The sequence below is a fragment of the Stieleria neptunia genome (genome assembly GCF_007754155.1).
Lineage (GTDB): Bacteria > Planctomycetota > Planctomycetia > Pirellulales > Pirellulaceae > Stieleria > Stieleria neptunia.
This window is the reverse complement of sequence record NZ_CP037423.1, coordinates 7,005,443-7,023,171: the sequence shown is the minus strand read 5'-3', so window position 1 is coordinate 7,023,171 and position 17,729 is coordinate 7,005,443. Positions and strand designations below refer to the sequence as shown.

Genomic DNA, 17,729 nt, shown 5'->3' with positions numbered 1-17,729 from the left:
ACAGGCTGGAAGCCTATCCCACTGGCTTTCCAGCCGATCCGTCAGTGCAGCGTCGGTTCCGGTTCGCCATGATGCGTCAGTTTGATGTTCTGCAATCCACGTGCGAACCAGGGATAGATGCAGGGCACCACCAACGAGGTCAACAGGGTCGACGTGATCAAGCCCCCGATCACGACCGTCGCCAACGGACGCTGCATCTCCGCGCCGTCGCTCGTGGACAGTGCCATCGGCAAGAACCCCAGACTCGCCACCAAGGCGGTCATCAGCACCGGCCGCAGACGCACCTGGGCCGTTTCCGCACTGACCTCTCGCAGTGGAATCCCGGTGTGACGCAGATTTTCCGCGGCACTGACCCAAACCAACCCGTTCAGGACCGCGACGCCAAACAGTGCGATAAAACCGACGCCGGCGGAGATACTGAAGGGCATCGACCGCAGGTACAGCGCGATCACGCCGCCGGATGCCGCCATCGGGACGGCCAAGAAGATCAGCAGCGCCAATCGCAGGGATCCCAGGCTGGTGTGCAACAGCAACATGATGATGATCAACACGATCGGCAAAATGATGGCGAGTCGACGACTGGCCGATTGCAGGTTTTCAAAGTCACCGCCCCAGCGGATCTCGTAGCCGGGGGCGAATTCAACCTTCTCTTCCACCGTGGTTTGAGCCTCGTTGACGAACGTCGCGACATCACGCCCACGCACATTGGCGGAAATGAAGGTCCGCCGCCGTTGGCCTTCGTGTTCGATCGTCGGCGGTGTTTCTTCCAACCGAATGTCCGCAAGTTCCTTCAGCGGGATTGATTTGCCGGCCGCATTCGCCACGGGGACCTGTTCGAGCAGTTCGAGATTCTCCCGCCACTCGACCGGGACACGGACCATGATCGGATACCGGGCGCGGCCTTCAAAGATCTGACCGACTTGGTGCCCACCGAGCGACGAGACGACGTCGAGAACGGTTTGCGCATCGATGCCGTATTGTGCGAGCGCTTGGGGTTTGGTTTTGATGGTCAGCGTCGACAGGTTGGCTTGGTAATCCGCTTTGACGTCCACCGCTCCGGGAATCGACCGCAACACCGACTCGATCTCTTTGCCCTTGATTCCCAGTTCTTCCATGTCGTCCCCGTACAGCAACACGGCGACATCGGCCTTGACGCCGGCGACCAATTCGTCGACCCGCATTTCGATCGGTTGGGTGAATCCGAAGGCCACACCGGGAACGTTTGCGTTCAGCTCGTCGGACATCTGTTCGATCAACTCGTCACGCGTCTTCGGCTCAGGCCAACTGGCGACGGGTTTAAGCAGCACCCAGACGTCCGTTTGGTGCACGCCCATCACGTCATTGGCGATCTCCGGTCGCCCGGTTTTGGAAAACACGGTTTCGACTTCGGGGTACTTTTTCAGGATGTTTTCGATCTGGGTCGACATTTCGATCGATCCCTCCAGCGTCGCACTGGGCAACCGCAAGGCTTCGACCAACAAGTCGCCCTCTTCCAACCGCGGCATGAACTCCGCCCCCAAATTGCGTGCCATCGGCAAACTGACCGCAAAGATAGTGAGCGCCGAAGCGATCGTCACGATCGGGTGCTTGATCGCGCGGGTGACCAGCGGTGTGTAAAAGAACTTCACCACCCGCACCAGAAAGACCTCTTTCTCCTTCATCTTTTTGGGAAGAAAGATGGAGGCCATCGCGGGCATAAACGACAGGGACAGAACCAATGAGCCGCCCAGCGCGAACAGCACCGTCAACGCCATCGGCCGAAACAGCTTGCCTTCGGTCCCTTCCAGCAGCAAGATCGGCAAGAACACGACGGCGATGATTAATTCGCCGAACATGGTCGGCTTTCGGACTTCGACCGCCGCGTCGCGGATCACGTCTTCGTGTTTGGTGTCACCGTTGTCATGAGACAGCTTGCGGATGCAGTTCTCGACCATGATGACACTGCTGTCGACGATCAATCCGAAATCGATCGCCCCCAGACTCATCAGGCTGGCGGTGACGCCGGTGTAGGCCATCACGTTCGTGGCAAATAACATAGACAATGGGATCGCCAAGGCGACGATGATGCCGGCGCGCAGATTACCCAGCATCAGCAACAGCACGACGATCACCAGCATGCCGCCTTCGGTCAGATTGGTCAGTACCGTTTTCAGCGTTCGGCCGATCAGCGCGGCCCGGTCATAGGTCACTTCCAACCTCACCCCGTCGGGCAGCGTGACCTCGATCTCTTTCAGACGCTGTTTCGCCGCATGGACCACCTCGCGGGAGTTTTCACCGATCAGCATCATCACCAATCCCGTCACGACTTCGCCCCGACCGTCGCGTGTGACCGCACCTTGACGTGTCATCGGTTGGATGCTGACGCTGGCGATGTCGCGAATCAGAATCGGATTGCCGTCGCTTTCGCGCCGCACCACCACCTCTTCGATGTCTCCAGCGGTTTCCAACAACGACACGCCGCGGATGAAACGCTGTTCACCGTGGTGGATCACGTAGCCACCGCCGGAGGTGTTGTTATTGTTTTGCAGACGCTCGAACAGCAGTTCCATCGAAATGCCATAGCTGGTCATGCGGTCGGGATCGGGTTGCACCTCGAACGTTTTGTAGTAGCCGCCGTGGGTGTTGATTTCCGTCACGCCGCTGACTTCGCGCAACCGCGGTGCGACATCCCATTCCAACAGCGTGCGCAATTCCATGGGAGTGTGCCGTTCGCTGCGGACTTCGAACTGCAGGATTTCTCCCAGTGCGGTCGTCAACGGCCCGACGGTGGGGGATCCGTAACCGGGAGGAATGCTGGCCGCGGCATCCCCCAGACGTTCGGTCACCAGTTGGCGTGCACGATAGATATCGGTGCCTTCGGTGAACACAATCGTGACGACGGAGATGCCGAACTTGGAAACGCTGCGGAGTTCCTCCACGTCCGGCAGCCCCCCCATCGTGTTCTCGACCGGGTACGTGACGTAGCGTTCGACTTCGACCGGCGAGAGTGAACCGGCGTCGGTGACGACTTGCACTTGCACGTTCGTCATGTCGGGCACGGCGTCGATCGGCAGGTGCAACGCCGAATACATTCCCGCGGCGGCCATCAACAAGGTCAAAATGATGACCAGACCACGGTTGGTCAGTGAGAGTTCAATGATGCGAGTGAGCATGGTGTCAGAGTCGGAGTTGCTGCGCGAGTTGAGGTAGGATCAGTGGGATAGGCTTCTAGCCTGTCGATTCAGAGCTGACAGGCTGGAAGCCTATCCCACGTCGGGATGACAGGCTGGAAGCCTATCCCACGGGCGGTCACTCGCCTTCGCCTTGCAGCAACAGTTCGGACTTCAGCAGGAACGCCCCTTCGGTCACGACCCTTTGTTGCGGCGACAATCCTGCCGTGATTTCCACCCAGTCGTCCGAGACGTCGCCGGTGGTCACGTCGACGCGTCGATAGGAACCGCCATCGAGGTCGACGAAGACGAATTGCTGGTTGTCGTGTTGGATCACCGATTCGGGTTTGACCGACAACGCTTGGCGGCCTTGGCCGATGGGAATCGTCACGCGGACAAACATGCCCGGCCGCAACAGGCCGTCGCGATTGTCGATTCTTGCGACCAACGGGACGGAGTTGGTGTCGGATTGAACTTCGCGACCGACGTAGTGAATGTTTGCGCCGAAGGTCTGGTTCTCCAACGCCGGAACGCGGACCGAGATCTCCGTTCCGGGTTGCAGCGACACCGCGGACCAATCGCTTTCGCGAAGACTCGCTTCGACGTACAACGAATCGGTGTTGGCCAGCACGATCAGGGAGTCGCCACGTGAGACGCGTTCGTTGTCGGCGAACATCCGCGATTCGACGGTCCCGTCAAAGGGGGCGCGGACTTCCAGTCGCGACAACGCTTCTTCGTTGCTCAGATTTGCGGTTCGTTTGTCTTCCTTGTATCCGAGCAAGGTTTCGAGCGACTGCCATGCCAGATTCAGTTGACGGTCGGCCTGAGATAACTCGGCTTCGGCTTTCAGTTTTGCTTGTTCGGCGGCGAACGTCGCCTGGTCGCGGGCGGTTCGGAACGCCGTTTCGGCCAGTTGCCGCTCGCCCTCGCGCTGCCGCGCCGTCCGTCCTGAAACCGATCCCGATTCGACCAAGGGTTGAATCTTGGCGATCAACGTGTCGGCCAACTTCATTTTCGAGTAGCTCGACAAAATCTCTTGCCGGTAGCTGCCCAAGGCCTCGTCGGCGAACGCGGCTTCGATCACCTCGACAGATTCCCCCCGATCGAGCATCTCCGAGAGCAGCTGCAGGTTTTTGGAAAGTGTCGTTTCCCGTGCCAGCACCTGCCCCGCGATCTCACGCTCCTTTTGGCGTTTCAAGATTTCGGCACGTGCCTGTCCGATTTCGGGACTGCGCAAAACGGCGATCAGCTGACCGCTGGCCACGGCGTCGCCGGGGGTCACCAAGATTTCAGACAAAATCCCATCCATCGGGGCTTTCACGTCGACGTGTCTGGTTTGGTCGTAGCGCAGTCTGCCCGGAACGGTGTGAACATGTTGAACCCATTGACGCTGGGCCGGAACGGTTTGGATCCGCGCGACCGCCAGCTTGCCCTCGGGCAGGATCACGGTATTCGGATCGGCGGGCTGCTGGGCGTCCTCGGTCTGTGTTTCGATCGCCGCGGGGTTGTTGATTTTGTGGATCGCCAGCCAGCCGCCGGCCATGACGACCAACACCAGCAGTGTTGGAAGACCCTGCGAAAGTGTCTGCAAGAAATTCGGCTTGGCGGCGGGGCTCGTTGGATCGGTCATCGCGGGGAGCACTCGGGAGGGAAGGGATTCGGGGCGTGCCGGAATCCAGAAGCACGCACCGTGCCAGAGTGCGATAGAAGCACGAGGACGAGGTTTTGGGGCCGTTTTGGCCGGATTCGAAAGGCCACGGCCGTGCAAAGCACAGAGATTCGCCACGGGGGTGGACAGTTTCTGTCCATCGCAGCACGCCGTGACAGCCACCGGTACTGGTCCAACCACGCCGGCGAAACCTGTCGCTCTCGATGGGACCCATTGGTCTTATGCGACCCATACGTCCTATCTGTCCCATTCGTCCCACGGGACGGTCATTGCGCCAGCGAGCAACCGGCATTCAATACCAACGCATCAGTCGATCGCATCGAGCGGGGCGCGGAGTGGAAGCCATCGTTGGTTTCGGGTACTCTTGGCCCTGAACCAGGGGGCAGACTCACGATCGGTCGTCGCTCAGGATCGGCACGTCATGGTTGGGGATCACAGGAGCTTAAGGAGCAGTCATGTTCGACGCGGCAGAGCTGGGGCAACGTGTTAGCCAGCGTGAATTCAAGGAACGGGAGCTCGAGCTGCGGACCAAGCTGCTGACGTTGCAGTATCGCACGAACGAACTCGCACGATTTCCTGTCCTGATCGACTTTGCCGGCGTGGAAGGGGCCGGCAAGGCCACGGCGATCAACATGCTGAACATGTGGATGGATCCGCGTTGGATCCGGACGATCGGGTACCAGCGGCCGACGCATCTGGAAGCGGCACGCCCGCGGTTTTGGCGGTACTGGCGCGACATGCCGCCCAAAGGCCGCATCGGTCTGTACCTCAGCGGCCGTTACTCCGAGCCGTTGCTGGGCCGGGTCTATGGCGAGATCGACGAGCGGGAATTCGACAATCGCCTGTCCGAAATCATCCGTTTCGAAAACGCGCTGGTGGACGACGGCGCGCTGATTTTGAAGTTCTGGATGCACCTCGGCGCCACCCAGCAGGAAGCGCGTCTCCGAGAGCTCGAGGCCGATCCGCTGCTGAGCTACCAGGTCACCCAGGAAGATTGGAACAACCACGAGCACTACGACGATTTCATCGCGGCCGCCGAACGGCTGATCACCCGGACCAACCGCGGCGCCGCGTCGTGGCACATCGTCGAAGGGGGCAATGAGAACTACCGGCACCTCCGCGTCGGCGAAATCATCGCCGCCGAACTGGCTCGCCATCTCGACGCGCAAGAGCGAACAGCGGCCGCCGCGTCGGATCCGGTGCGGGTCGCCAGCCCCGACATGCCCAAGGTCGACACGGTCTTCGATGCGCTCGACCTGACACGCTCGGTGCCGAAGTCGGAGTACAAGAAAGAGATCAAAACCGGCCAGGCTCGACTCGGCGAACTCGGTCGCAAGGCCCAGGCCATGGAACAGTCGACCGTACTCGTTTTCGAAGGTCCCGACGCCAGTGGCAAAGGCGGCGCGATCCGCCGCACGGTCTGGAGTTTGGATGCCCGCACCTACCGCGTCTTCCAGTTCGCCGCACCCACCGAAGAGGAGCGCGCGCATCACTACCTGTGGCGTTTTTGGCGCCACCTGCCACGAGCGGGCCATGTTTCAGTGTTCGATCGAAGCTGGTACGGGCGGGTGCTCGTCGAACGCGCCGAGGGCTTCGCCAGCGAGGACGAGTGGCGGCGCGCCTACAACGAGATCAATGACTTCGAGCACCAGATCGTCGATCACGGCATCCTGCTGCTCAAGTTTTGGCTGCACATCGACGAGGACGAACAGCTCAAACGCTTCAAGAAACGCGAGAAATCGCTGTACAAGCACTGGAAGCTGACCGACGAGGACTGGCGCAACCGCGAACTGTGGCAAGCCTACAAACAGTACGGACAGGACATCATCCAGTACACGAGCACCAAAAAAGCACCCTGGATCCTCGTGGAGGCGAAGAACAAGCAGTATGCCCGCCTCAAGGTCTTGCAGACCGTGATCGATCATCTGCAGGAAAGGCTCGGCTGAACAACGCGAAACGAACTTAGGACCGTCGGAAGAAGAAGTGGGATAGGCTTCCAGCCTGTCATGACGAAAACGACAGGCTGGAAGCCTATCCCACAATCACTCCCCGCCACTTACTCTTCCAACGGTCCTAAGCAACGCACGATAAAAACCGATGACGTGGTGCAAGGGACCGACAGCACTCGGGGGGCGTGAAGCGTCGAAATTGTTGCGATCTCCGCGAATTTGTGGTCGATCGATCAGGACGGCCGTGGCCGGCGATATCGCCCTCCGGTGACTACACCAACATGTCCTTGAGAACACGAGCCTCTTCCACCCCGGTCAAACGCACATCAAGCCCCTGGAATCGCACGCTCAATCGCTCGTGATCCAGCCCCAATTGGTGCAAAATCGTGGCGTGAATGTCTCGCACGTGACAAGGGTTCTCGACCGGACCGAAACCAAACTCATCCGTCTCGCCGTAGACATGACCCGGCTTAAATCCGCCGCCGGCGAACCACATCGTGAACGCATCGATATGGTGGTTGCGACCGGTCGATTGACGCACTTCACCCATCGGTGTCCGACCAAACTCACCACCCCAGATCACCAGCGTTTCGTCAAGCAATCCACGCTGCTTGAGATCTGCGATCAAACCGGCGGTCGACTTGTCGATCTCTTCGCAAATCTTTGGCAAGTGTGTCTCCAGATTCTCCGTCGGTCCGCCGTGGTGGTCCCAATTCGTGTGATACAACTGCACAAACCGCACGCCACGTTCGACCAACCGACGCGCCAGTAGACAGTTGCGCGCATAACTCGATTCATTCGGATCCTTGATGCCATACTGCTCAAACGTCTCGGCCTTTTCGTCGCTCGTGTCCATCAGTTCCGGTGCACTCGATTGCATTCGGTAGGCCATTTCATAGGCATTGATGCGGGTTCCGATTTCCGGATCGCCGGTTGCCACGAGACGCTTCAGGTTCAATTCTTTCAGCGTGTCGACAAGTTGTCGTTGCTGGGTTTGGGTGACCGAATCGGGCGTTGAGAGATTCAAAATGGGGTCGCCTTGATTTCGCAGCGGCACGCCCTGATAAGTGGTCGGCAACATGCCGCTACTCCAGTGAACCGCTCCACCGCGCGGGCCACGTGGACCACTTTGCAAGACAACAAACCCGGGCAGGTTGTCGCATTCGCTGCCCAAGCCGTACGTCGTCCAAGCCCCCAAGCTCGGCCGACCGAACTGGCCGGTTCCCGTGTTCATGAACAACTTTGCCGGCGCATGGTTGAACAAATCGGTGCTGCACGTTTTCACGAGACTCAGCTCGTCGACGATGCCGGCCGTATGTGGCAAATAATCGCTGACCCAGATTCCGTTTTCGCCATGCTGTTGGAATTTGGGGCGGAACCCGAGCAGGTCCGTGCGGTGGCTACTGCTCATGAACGCGAACCGCTTTCCCTTGGTGAAACTTTCAGGGATCGGTTGGCCGCTGAGTTCGTTCAATTTCGGTTTGTAGTCGAACGTCTCGAGCTGTGACGGCCCGCCCGCCATGAACAGAAAAATCACGCTCTTCACTTTCGGTGGAAAATGGGCGACGCGAGGTTCGAGCGGATTCTTGATCGCAGCCATCGGATCGTCGCCGAGCGATTTGTCGGCCATCAACGATGCCAAGGCGATCGAACCGATGCCCATCGCGCAGTCGCTGAAGAAATGGCGCCGTGTCGAAGCCTGGAGTTCGACGTCATGATGAGGATGCATTTGATTATTCGCGATTGATGGTTTCATCGAGGTTCAAGAGGGCCCGCGCCGCGCCGAGCGAACCGAGTTGTTCGAGCAGCTCGAGTTCTTCTTTCATCGGTTTGCGTGTGGTGCAGCGGATGAAGGCAGACTCCAGCCCTTCGTCTTCGATGCGTTTTTGCAGCGCTTGGGCGAATTCGAAGAACGCGGCGTCGTTGAGCAACGTGAGTGCTTGCAGGGGCGTGTTGCTGCGAATTCGCCGCGTGCAACTGCTTTGCCCGTCGGGAGCGTCGAACACGTTGAGTGCCGGCGGTGGTGTGGCCCGATAGACGAACGTGTACAAGCCACGACGATAGCGATCTTCCCCTTTGCTGGCATTCCAGCTACGCCGCACTTGACCCAACGACATCACTCCATCAGGAATCGGTGGGAACACCGGTGGGCCGCCCATCTTCGGAGCGAACAATCCACTCGCAACGAGTGCGACGTCGCGCACAATTTCGGCATCGATTCGCAAGCGGTTTTGTCTCGCCAGCAGTAGATTGAGCGGATCGACCTCGCTCAAGTCTGCGCGCGCCAACGAACTCTGGCGGTAGGTTTGCGACATCACGATTTGGCGGTGCAGTTCCTTCATGCTCCAACCGGACTCGCGAAACGACACCGCCAACCAATCCAGCAATTCCGGATGCGACGGCGAGGTTCCTTGCAATCCAAAGTCGCTGTCGGTTTCGACGAGCCCTCGGCCGAAGTACTGTTGCCAGATTCGGTTCGCAATCACGCGCGCCGTCAAAGGGTTTTCGTCGGCAACCAACCAACGGGCCAAATCCAGTCGAGTTGCCAATTCCTGCTCGCTGTTGAGCGGATGCAGGACGGCGGGCGTGCCCGGTTGAACGGGCTCGTCAGGGCGGGTGAAGTCACCTTTGATAAAGACCGTTGTTTGTCGTGGCGTGGAACGCTCGGACAACACCATCGTCGAAACCCCTTTCGCCAATTCTCGATCGATGGCTGCAATGCGAGCTTGCTTGGTTTTGACTTCGTCCAACGAGTCCAAGGCACCGCTGGCCGCAAGGATCGTCAGCTTGTCGGTGAGTTTGCGTTTTTTGGCGTCAACGCCGATGGCTTTTTTGACATCGTCGGCCAGGTCTTGCCTGACCGAGTCATCGTCATCGAGGGCTTGTTCCCATGCGGCGACCGAATCGGCATGCTGGTCAACAAGCGTTCGCAACTCATTTTCAAGTCGCTTTTTCTCGACACCAAGTTTGGGCGCGTCGACGTCGTCGGGATAGACCTTCAGGTTCGGTTCGTCTTGATTGTTCAAGAACGCAAACATCCGGTAAAAGTCTTTTTGGGTGATCGGATCAAATTTATGGTCGTGGCACTGCGCACAACCAATCGTTAACCCCAGCCAAACGGTCCCCGTGGTGCCAACTCGATCAAAGATGCTGTCGACACGAAACTGTTCCGGATCGACGCCGCCTTCCTGGTTGATTTGCGTGTTGCGGTGGAAACCCGTTGCGACTTTTTGGTCGGTCGTTGCGTCGGGCAATAAATCACCGGCCAACTGCTCGACGGTAAATTGGTCAAATGGCATGTCGGTGTTGATCGCGTCGATGACCCAGTCACGGAACTTCCAAATCTGGCGTGGACCGTCGATGGAATACCCGTGGCTGTCGGCGTAACGAGCTTGGTCGAGCCACCATCGCCCCCAACGTTCTCCGTGGTGCGAACTGGCGAGCAAACGATTCACCAGCGATTGGTAAGCGGCATCCGGATCGGTTTGAGCCTCCCGCTGGAACGCTTCCACCTGTTCAAGCGTCGGCGGCAAGCCTGTTAGATCCAGACTGACTCGACGAAGCAAGGTTGTCGCGTCGGCAGGCGGTGACGGTGCGATCCCGTTTGCGTCGAGTTTGGCCCGCACGAAGCGATCGATTGGGTGGTCAACGCCGTCGACCTTCGGCGGCGTCGGTGCGGTCGGCGCGGTAAAGGCCCAGTGCGTTTCGTACTCGGCTCCCTGCTCGATCCACTGGATCAGTTTTTCTTTTTGGACGGCCGTCAAGGTTCGGCCCGATTCCGGCGGCGGCATCATCTCGTCGTGATCGGTCGACAAAATTCGCTCGACGAACAGGCTCGCCTGCGGGTCGCCCGGGACGATTGCCTCGGCATCTTCGGTCGCCCCTTGGCGTGTATCCAGTCGCAAGTCCGCCTCGCGCGCTTTGGCGTCGAACCCATGACAGGCAAAGCAGTTTTCCGACAAGATTGGTCGAATGTCGCGATCGAAACTCAATTTGTTTCCGACCGGGGGCTCCGCAGCCAATGTCTCAGCCGCCAACTTGTTACCAAGAAAGCCGACAGAACTGGTCGCGGCAAGCAAAGAAAGACTGAAGAACAGGCGATTCATGAAGACTGGATGACCTCGGAAGGAAGCTGATCAAAACTGACTCGCTTCAGGTTAACCGATCGCCCACCCATTTCCCATCTCGCGTGGAAGAACTCGGTGCAGAATTCCCCTGGGGGTTCTTCGTGGATTTTAGTGGCTAATCGCTCAGGACCGAGGTTTTTCGAGGCATTGCTGCGATGTCCGAATGGGGAGAGCGAGGACAAACGCTCGGTTCAAACGACCCGCCGCCGACACGGGGGCCGGCGGAGGGCACGAAGCACCTTCGGCGCATCGCAGACCAGGTGATTCCTTGGCGGGTTGCTCCTCAGCCGCCGCAGGCCACAAGTGACCAAATGATTCCGAGGAACTGGGTGTGAGGATTATCATGTCGGATACGCGGCGGGTCGTGGAGGCCGTTCTCTACGTGGTGCTTCGTGCCCGCTTCTCAGCCTGGTCCCGGGAGTTTGCTTGAAAATGACATTGGTGGCTCGCCTCACGGCGTTGACCCCGTTTGAGAGAATAACAGAGCCCTACTCCCGCGCCTGCCGCGTTTTTCCGTTGAAGTCACCTTTCGGAGTTCCGCCATGGCCAAGAAGAAATCCTCTGGGAAACCTAAGCGTCGATCACGTGGTGGGTTTCCGATTGACAACGCACCCGTTCCACAATCACTTGACACAATCAACTTGAACGCTGCCGGCATCGATATTGGTTCGACCCAGCACTATGTTGCCGTGCCCTCCGATCGCGACTCATCACACGTTCGCTGCTTCGGCACCTTTACATCCGATCTGGCGTCGCTCGCAGATTGGTTGGAAGAGTTCGGCAATTTGTGTTCTGCGTTCTTACATGCGGCAACGAGCCATGCTCGTCGCCAACGCGAGCGAGCATATCCAACGGATGCAGAAGGCGATGATGGAAATGAATGTCCAGCTCCATCACGTCATTTCGGACATCACCGGCACCACTGGCCTTGCCATTTTGGATGCCATTGTTGCGGGCAGTCGAGACCCTCACCTACTCGCAAAACTTCGCGATCCAAGGTGCAAAAATGACGAGTCGACGATCGCGAAAGCTCTGGAAGGCAATTGGCGTGAAGAACATGTATTTGCGTTAAAACAGGCTCTGGAACTGTACCGTTTTTACGGTTCCAAACTGTCGGAAGTCGATTCCAAGCTTGAAGAACATTTGGGTACATTTTCCGACCGAAGTGACGGTGAGATTCTGCCGAAGCTGAAGGCTCCTAAAGCTGGAAGCAATAGCCCCCGGTTCGATATGCGCAATCAGCTCTACCGGGTGCTGGGCGTCGACATGACGACCATTGATGGGATTAGCGGTCAATCCGCAATCACACTGATTTCTGAAATCGGTACCGACATGAGTAGGTGGGCAACAGAGAAGCATTTCACTTCTTGGCTTTGCCTATGTCCGGGCAGTAAGAAGACAGGTGGGAAATTGCTCAGTGGTAAAACACGTACAAGTGCGAACCGAGCCGCCGCCGCACTTCGAACAGCCGCCGCGTCCCTGGCACGATCAAACTGCGCCTTAGGAGCGTTCTTTCGCAGGATCCGTTCCCGTCTTGGTTCACCCAAAGCGATCACGGCGACGGCCCACAAGCTCGCGAAAATAGTTTATGGGATGCTGAAGTACGGGAGGGAATATGTCGATGTCGGCAACGACTATTACGAACAGCAATACAAGAAGCGAGCAATGGAAAACCTGGCGAAACGGGCAGCTGCACTCAACCTGCGAGTGGTCCCCAATGAACTAGCTGGGTAGGAAGTTCCTTGAGAGCAGAGCCCGCCTCCGCTACAGCTGGCTTCGCCAGCCTACCGAACAGAACCATCGGACATCGCAGTCATCCCTCAAAAAACCTTCCCCGAGTATTCGAGAGCACCCACTAAACTCGCGGAAGAACCCCCCGCAGGTGAGCTGCCAACCGGTTTGCTTACGAAAATGCAACATTGTGTCGCGGCCGTCGCCGGCAGAATCTCTGCCATAACACCGGAGGGCTCGCGCCCTGCCGCTAAAACCTCAAGAAACAGATGGGGAAAATGCTTCACAGCGTTGGGTGACGGCGCGGTGATCTCGCTGAGATTACTTGAGATTTGGGTGGGGAGTCGTCAAACTGCAAATCGGTCTGAACGTGATGATCAAGTTTTCCCACCCCATCTCGCCTGGTTGCACCCGCATGTTCCCGCGTCTCTCGCTACATCGAATGGCTACATTGACAGTACTCGCGACTGCATTCCTGTTCGCGGAGTTCCTGTCTGGGACGATGCTCAGGGCCGAGTCGGCTGATCGTCCCAACATCGTTCTGATCTTGGCCGATGATTTGGGGTTCTCGGATTTGGGGTGTTACGGCGGCGAGATCCAGACGCCGAACTTGGATGCGTTGGCCGAAAACGGGTTGCGGTTCACCCAGTTCTACAACACCGGACGCTGCTGGCCGACGCGCGGTTCGATGATGACCGGCTACTACGCCCAGCAGATTCGTCGCGACTATTTGCCGGGCGTTCCCAGCGGCGGAGGCAACCGCAGTCTGCGACCGGACTGGGCCGTGCTGCTACCGGAGATGTTGTCGCACGTGGGCTATCGCTCTTATCACACAGGCAAATGGCATATCGACGATACGCCGACCAACTGCGGGTTTGTGAAAACGTCGCTGAACCGGACAGGGCGTTACTTCAACCCCAAAACCGGTCCGAACGGAAAGCCTCTGCGACCGCTGGAGTTCGACGAGGAGTTTTACTTGACCAGCGCGATGGCTGATGATGCGATTACAAATTTGAAGGAACACGCCGAACAGCATCCCGACCAACCGTTCTTTCAATACCTCGCCTTCACCGCGCCGCACTTTCCGCTGCACGCCCTGCCTGAAGACATCGCCGTCTATGCCGACACCTACACGGAAGGCTGGGAGTCGATTCGTCGAGAGCGTTGGCAGCAGATGCAAGCGATGGGAATTTTGGATCCCGAATCCGCTCGCCACGTTTCGCCGGTCGAACGAGACTTGGGGCCGCCGTATCACTTTCCCGAAGCCTTCGAAATTCTTGGCGACGGAGAAACCAACCGGCCCGTTGCGTGGAATCGATTAACCGACAAACAGAAGTCGTTCCAGGCGACCAAGATGGCAATCCATGCGGCCATGGTCCACCGGATGGACATCGCGATTGGACGTGTCTTGGACCAAGTCCGAGCGATGGGCTGCTGGGAAGACACGATTGTGATGTTTCTGTCCGACAATGGTGCCAGCGCCGAAATCATGGTCCGCGGTGACGGACATGATCCCGCCCAGCCGCCGGGGTCGGCACTGACCTATTTGTGCCTCGGCCCCGGTTGGTCGACGACCTCCAACACGCCGTTTCGACGCCACAAAACGTGGACGCACGAAGGCGGCATCGCGACTCCGTTCATCGTCTCCTGGCCGAACCGAATCAAAGACCGCGGCCAATTTCGCCGCAACCCCCAGCACGTGATCGACGTGGCCGCAACGTTGTTGGACTTGACCGGCGCGACGCACCCCGACGACGCCCCGTCGCCGCCCGGGAGCAGTTTTCTGGCAGACCTTGAAGACGACCACTCCGCCGATGAACGGACGCTTTGGTGGTACCACGACGGCCACCGGGCGATCCGACGGGGCCGCTGGAAAGCCGTGTCTCCCGTCGGTGAACCGTGGGAGCTGTACGATCTGTCGAATGACCGGATCGAGTCGGTGGATCTTGCCTTGCCGCACGCCGATATCCTGGCCGAGTTGGTCGCGGCGTGGGAACAGCAACTTCAGGAATCGATCGAACTCGCCACCAAAGATCTCAGTGACGAAGCCCGTGGGAAGAAAGCTCAGTGGACTCGCCAGTCTGCCGTGATGTCCAAGGCCCAGCAGGACGGACGCATCAAACGCACCCAAGTACTGCCCAACGGAGAATCGTTCTTCGTCGCCGATCGGCATGCGTTTTTGATGAAACCCGATGCGCCGGCAAAGACCAAGCTCGGCAAGCCGTGGGTTTTTTACGCGCCCGCGCTGTCCCGCTATCCCGACACGCATGAGTCGTGGATGCACCAACAGTTTCTCGATGCCGGGATCGCCGTCGCGGGAATCGACGTGGGGGAAGCCTATGGAAGCCCGCACAGCCAACCGTTCTTTGACGCGCTGTACGATGAAATGACGTCTCGCGGATACAGCACCAAGCCGGCCTTGCTGGGGCGTAGTCGAGGCGGTTTGTACGTCAGCCGGTTTGCGATCGAGCGTCCCGAACGCGTCGCGGCAATCGGCGGGATCTATCCGGTGCTGGACTACACCAGCTATCCGGGCGTAGAACGGGCCGCGGCGGTCTACGGGGTTTCTGCGGATGAACTTCAACAGCGACAAGATGAACTCAATCCCGTCAAAAACTTGGACGTGATCGCCGAAGCCGGCATCCCCGTATACGTGATTCATGGAACCGACGACCGGGTGGTTCCGATCGAACGGAATTCGGCGGTGTTGGAATCGGCTTACCAATCGGCCGGCAATGAGTCCGCGATCACGCTCGAACGCGTCGATGGCCAAGGACACAATTTCTGGGAAGGCTTTTTCCGCAGCCAGAAGTTGATCGATTTCTTGATCGCTGCGGCCAAAGGCGACTGAGCAGGAGCGGAGGAGTAAGTCGGGTTGACCGACGCACTGTGGAGGAGCCGTGGGGACTTTGAAAGGTAGGAAGATTTTGGGTAAGAAAATTGGATGCTGCAGAGAGCCGTGACCTGCGGGGCAGCTATCGCAGCTGGGAATCTTCCTGCCCTTAATTTTCCTACCTCTTCTCTCGAGGCGCTGTGCACGGCGCAGTTCTGTGGGGGCCGGTCGGGTTGACCGACGCACTGTGGAGGAGCCGTGGGGAGTTTTGAAGGTAGGAAGATTTTGGGTAAGAAAATTGGATGCTGCAGAGAACCGTGACCGGCGGGGCAGCTATCGCAGCTGGGAATCTTCCTACCCTTAATTTTCCTACCTCTTCTCTCGAGGCGCTGTGCACGGCGCAGTTCTGTGGGGGCCGGTCGGGTTGACCGACGCACTGTGGAGGAGCCGTGGGGAGTTTTGAAGGTAGGAAGATTTTGGGTAAGAAAATTGGATGCTGCAGAGAGCCGTGACCTGCGGGGCAGCTATCGCAGCTGGGAATCTTCCTACCCTTAATTTTCCTACTTTTCTCTCTCGGTGCGTCGTGCACGGCGCAGTTCTGTGGGGGCCGGTCGGGTTGACCGACGCACTGTGGAGGAGCCGTGGGGACTTTAGAAGGTAGGAAGATTCTGGGTAGGAAAATTGGATGCTGTTGAGAACCGTGACCGGCGGGGCAGCTATCGCAGCTGGGATTTTTCCTGCCCGTAATTTTCCTACTTCTTCTCTCGGTGCTCTAGGCGTCTCTCGGGTGCCAAGGAAACGGCTAAAACTCAATGCCGGCAAGTGAAGGGCGAGCGCCTTGACACCGACAGCTTGTGCCGTTGCCATTGGTGACGAAGCTTTCTCAGCAGTGCGGCCTGCACCATCATTCCTTCTGCTTGGCGAGATGTTTGGCCAATTCGATCAGCGAAACACGTTTGTCGTCATCTTCGTCGGCCTGCTTCAAAGTGGTTTTGGCAAGTTGGCCGCTGACCGGTGACTCAAAGAATTCAGCCTCTTCGATGTAGGTGCTGCGGTCCTTGTCGTGGCGGGTGAGTAACTTGCGAGCCTCGGCCAGGTGATCGTCGTTAAAGCCGAGCGATTTTCGCGTCTGGGTGATGACTTGCTGGACTTCCATTTGCGTCAATTGGCCGTCTTTGTTTTTGTCCAATTCATTCAGAGGATTGGCACCGGCGTTGCCACCGAATGGTGTTGCCGCCGCCGCGTACTCTGTTTCATCAATCGTGCCATCGGAGTTCCGGTCATAGCGTTCAAACAGTGACCGCACCTTTGCGAGATCCGACTTGCTCATTCCGGACTCGCGGCGATGCTTGGCCAGCATTGTGGCAATCTCCATGATGCCGAGTTTGCCGTCGTCGTCTTCGTCAAATTCTTTGACGGGCAAGGGCAGAAAGGCACCGGCTTGTTCGTCCTTGTCAAGCTTTTGGTCCCGATCGGTATCAAACGTTCGGACGGTGCGAATCGCGGTGACTTGATCGACTTGTTCGATCCCCATTTCACGCCGCAAACCGGCCATGTAAGCAAATCGTTTTGCCATTTCCGCGAGCGTGATCACCCCGTCGTGGTTGGTGTCAAACTCTTCCGGATCGCTGGGCCAACCGCCTGCGATCTCGTCGGGATCGAGCTGGCCGTTGCCGTTCTTGTCGTGTCGCCGCAGATAGACCTTGGCATTGTTGACGACTTTCTGGGTCACGCCCGATTCGTCGCGCAGTTTTGCGAACCGGACGCAGAGTTCCAGGTGGGTCAGTTTGCCGTCGCGATTGAGATCGAACTGATCGATTTTGTCTTTCCAGCCGATCCGTTTCTGTTCGTCTTTGTCAATCGAGCCGTCTTCGTCGGTATCGTAGACGGTCATCGATCGCGCCGCATCGGTCAAATCGATCGGCTCGATGATCAACGCATAGAGGTCCGGTTTATCGCCGCTGAGAATCTGTGCCGACGCGGTGCCGGCGAAGATGACGATCGACAGACCGACGAGAGAGAGAGTCCTGGACATGCGACACCTAAACGAAACGCGAAGAGAAGGGTGTGGTCATCACCCCTGCGATTCTATTCGATCTGGTGTCATTGCGGGGCAAGACGTCTTGTTCCCAGGCTCCCGCCTGGGAACGCGGATTCCCGGAGGCTCCGCCTCTGGTCGCCCGGCCGATTGTGGCGGGAGCCACATGTACCGTGCGTTCCAAGTCAGAGCCTTGGAACGAGGTTGACGAGGTTGGCGAGTTGTTAGCGGAA

The 17,729-nt window shown here is 58.4% G+C and carries 7 protein-coding genes and 1 pseudogene; 3 read left to right on the top strand and 5 right to left on the bottom strand.

Features of this window, described 5'->3' with window-relative positions:
- Nucleotides 1-41: 41 nt before the first annotated feature.
- The gene (locus Enr13x_RS24400) at nt 42-3,152 is read right to left on the bottom strand and encodes an efflux RND transporter permease subunit (RefSeq protein WP_145389440.1); all 3,111 of its coding nucleotides are present in this window, start codon (nt 3,150-3,152) and stop codon (nt 42-44) included.
- 136 nt (nt 3,153-3,288) lie between these two features.
- The gene (locus Enr13x_RS24395; RefSeq protein WP_145389439.1) at nt 3,289-4,779 is read right to left on the bottom strand and encodes an efflux RND transporter periplasmic adaptor subunit; all 1,491 of its coding nucleotides are present in this window, start codon (nt 4,777-4,779) and stop codon (nt 3,289-3,291) included.
- Between the two features lie 494 nt (nt 4,780-5,273).
- On the opposite strand from Enr13x_RS24395, the gene pap reads away from it, so the two are divergent.
- Nucleotides 5,274-6,764 carry a polyphosphate:AMP phosphotransferase gene (pap, locus tag Enr13x_RS24390; protein WP_145389438.1) on the top strand — a complete coding sequence of 497 codons (1,491 nt, stop codon included), beginning with the start codon at nt 5,274-5,276 and terminating at the stop codon, nt 6,762-6,764.
- A 274-nt stretch (nt 6,765-7,038) separates the two neighbouring features.
- Here the strand turns inward: pap and Enr13x_RS24385 are convergent, their stop codons facing one another.
- Together Enr13x_RS24385 and Enr13x_RS24380 are read right to left on the bottom strand one after the other, a co-directional pair.
- On the bottom strand, nt 7,039-8,496 hold the full coding sequence (locus tag Enr13x_RS24385; RefSeq protein ID WP_145389437.1) for a DUF1501 domain-containing protein: 1,458 nt from the start codon (nt 8,494-8,496) through the stop codon (nt 7,039-7,041).
- Between the two features lie 4 nt (nt 8,497-8,500).
- Complete coding sequence (locus Enr13x_RS24380; RefSeq protein ID WP_145389436.1) at nt 8,501-10,873, bottom strand: PSD1 and planctomycete cytochrome C domain-containing protein; 2,373 nt, start codon at nt 10,871-10,873, stop codon at nt 8,501-8,503.
- Nucleotides 10,874-11,493: 620 nt separating this feature from the next.
- Here Enr13x_RS24380 and Enr13x_RS24375 point away from each other — a divergent pair.
- Both Enr13x_RS24375 and Enr13x_RS24370 read left to right on the top strand, forming a co-directional pair.
- A pseudogene (locus Enr13x_RS24375) lies at nt 11,494-12,628 on the top strand (transposase).
- A gap of 439 nt (nt 12,629-13,067) precedes the next feature.
- Complete coding sequence (locus Enr13x_RS24370; protein ID WP_145389435.1) at nt 13,068-15,476, top strand: sulfatase-like hydrolase/transferase; 2,409 nt, start codon at nt 13,068-13,070, stop codon at nt 15,474-15,476.
- 886 nt (nt 15,477-16,362) lie between these two features.
- Here Enr13x_RS24370 and Enr13x_RS24365 read toward each other — a convergent pair.
- The gene (locus Enr13x_RS24365) at nt 16,363-17,493 is read right to left on the bottom strand and encodes an EF-hand domain-containing protein (RefSeq protein WP_145389434.1); all 1,131 of its coding nucleotides are present in this window, start codon (nt 17,491-17,493) and stop codon (nt 16,363-16,365) included.
- Nucleotides 17,494-17,729: the final 236 nt, after the last annotated feature.

What these genes read in the sequence shown, in the direction of transcription:
- Enr13x_RS24400 (WP_145389440.1), bottom strand. Translation starts at nt 3,152, where the DNA reads ATGCTCACTCGCATCATTGAACTCTCACTGACCAACCGTGGTCTGGTC.
- Enr13x_RS24395 (WP_145389439.1), bottom strand. Translation starts at nt 4,779, where the DNA reads ATGACCGATCCAACGAGCCCCGCCGCCAAGCCGAATTTCTTGCAGACA.
- pap (WP_145389438.1), top strand. Translation starts at nt 5,274, where the DNA reads ATGTTCGACGCGGCAGAGCTGGGGCAACGTGTTAGCCAGCGTGAATTC.
- Enr13x_RS24385 (WP_145389437.1), bottom strand. Translation starts at nt 8,496, where the DNA reads ATGCATCCTCATCATGACGTCGAACTCCAGGCTTCGACACGGCGCCAT.
- Enr13x_RS24380 (WP_145389436.1), bottom strand. Translation starts at nt 10,873, where the DNA reads ATGAATCGCCTGTTCTTCAGTCTTTCTTTGCTTGCCGCGACCAGTTCT.
- Enr13x_RS24370 (WP_145389435.1), top strand. Translation starts at nt 13,068, where the DNA reads ATGGCTACATTGACAGTACTCGCGACTGCATTCCTGTTCGCGGAGTTC.
- Enr13x_RS24365 (WP_145389434.1), bottom strand. Translation starts at nt 17,493, where the DNA reads ATGTCCAGGACTCTCTCTCTCGTCGGTCTGTCGATCGTCATCTTCGCC.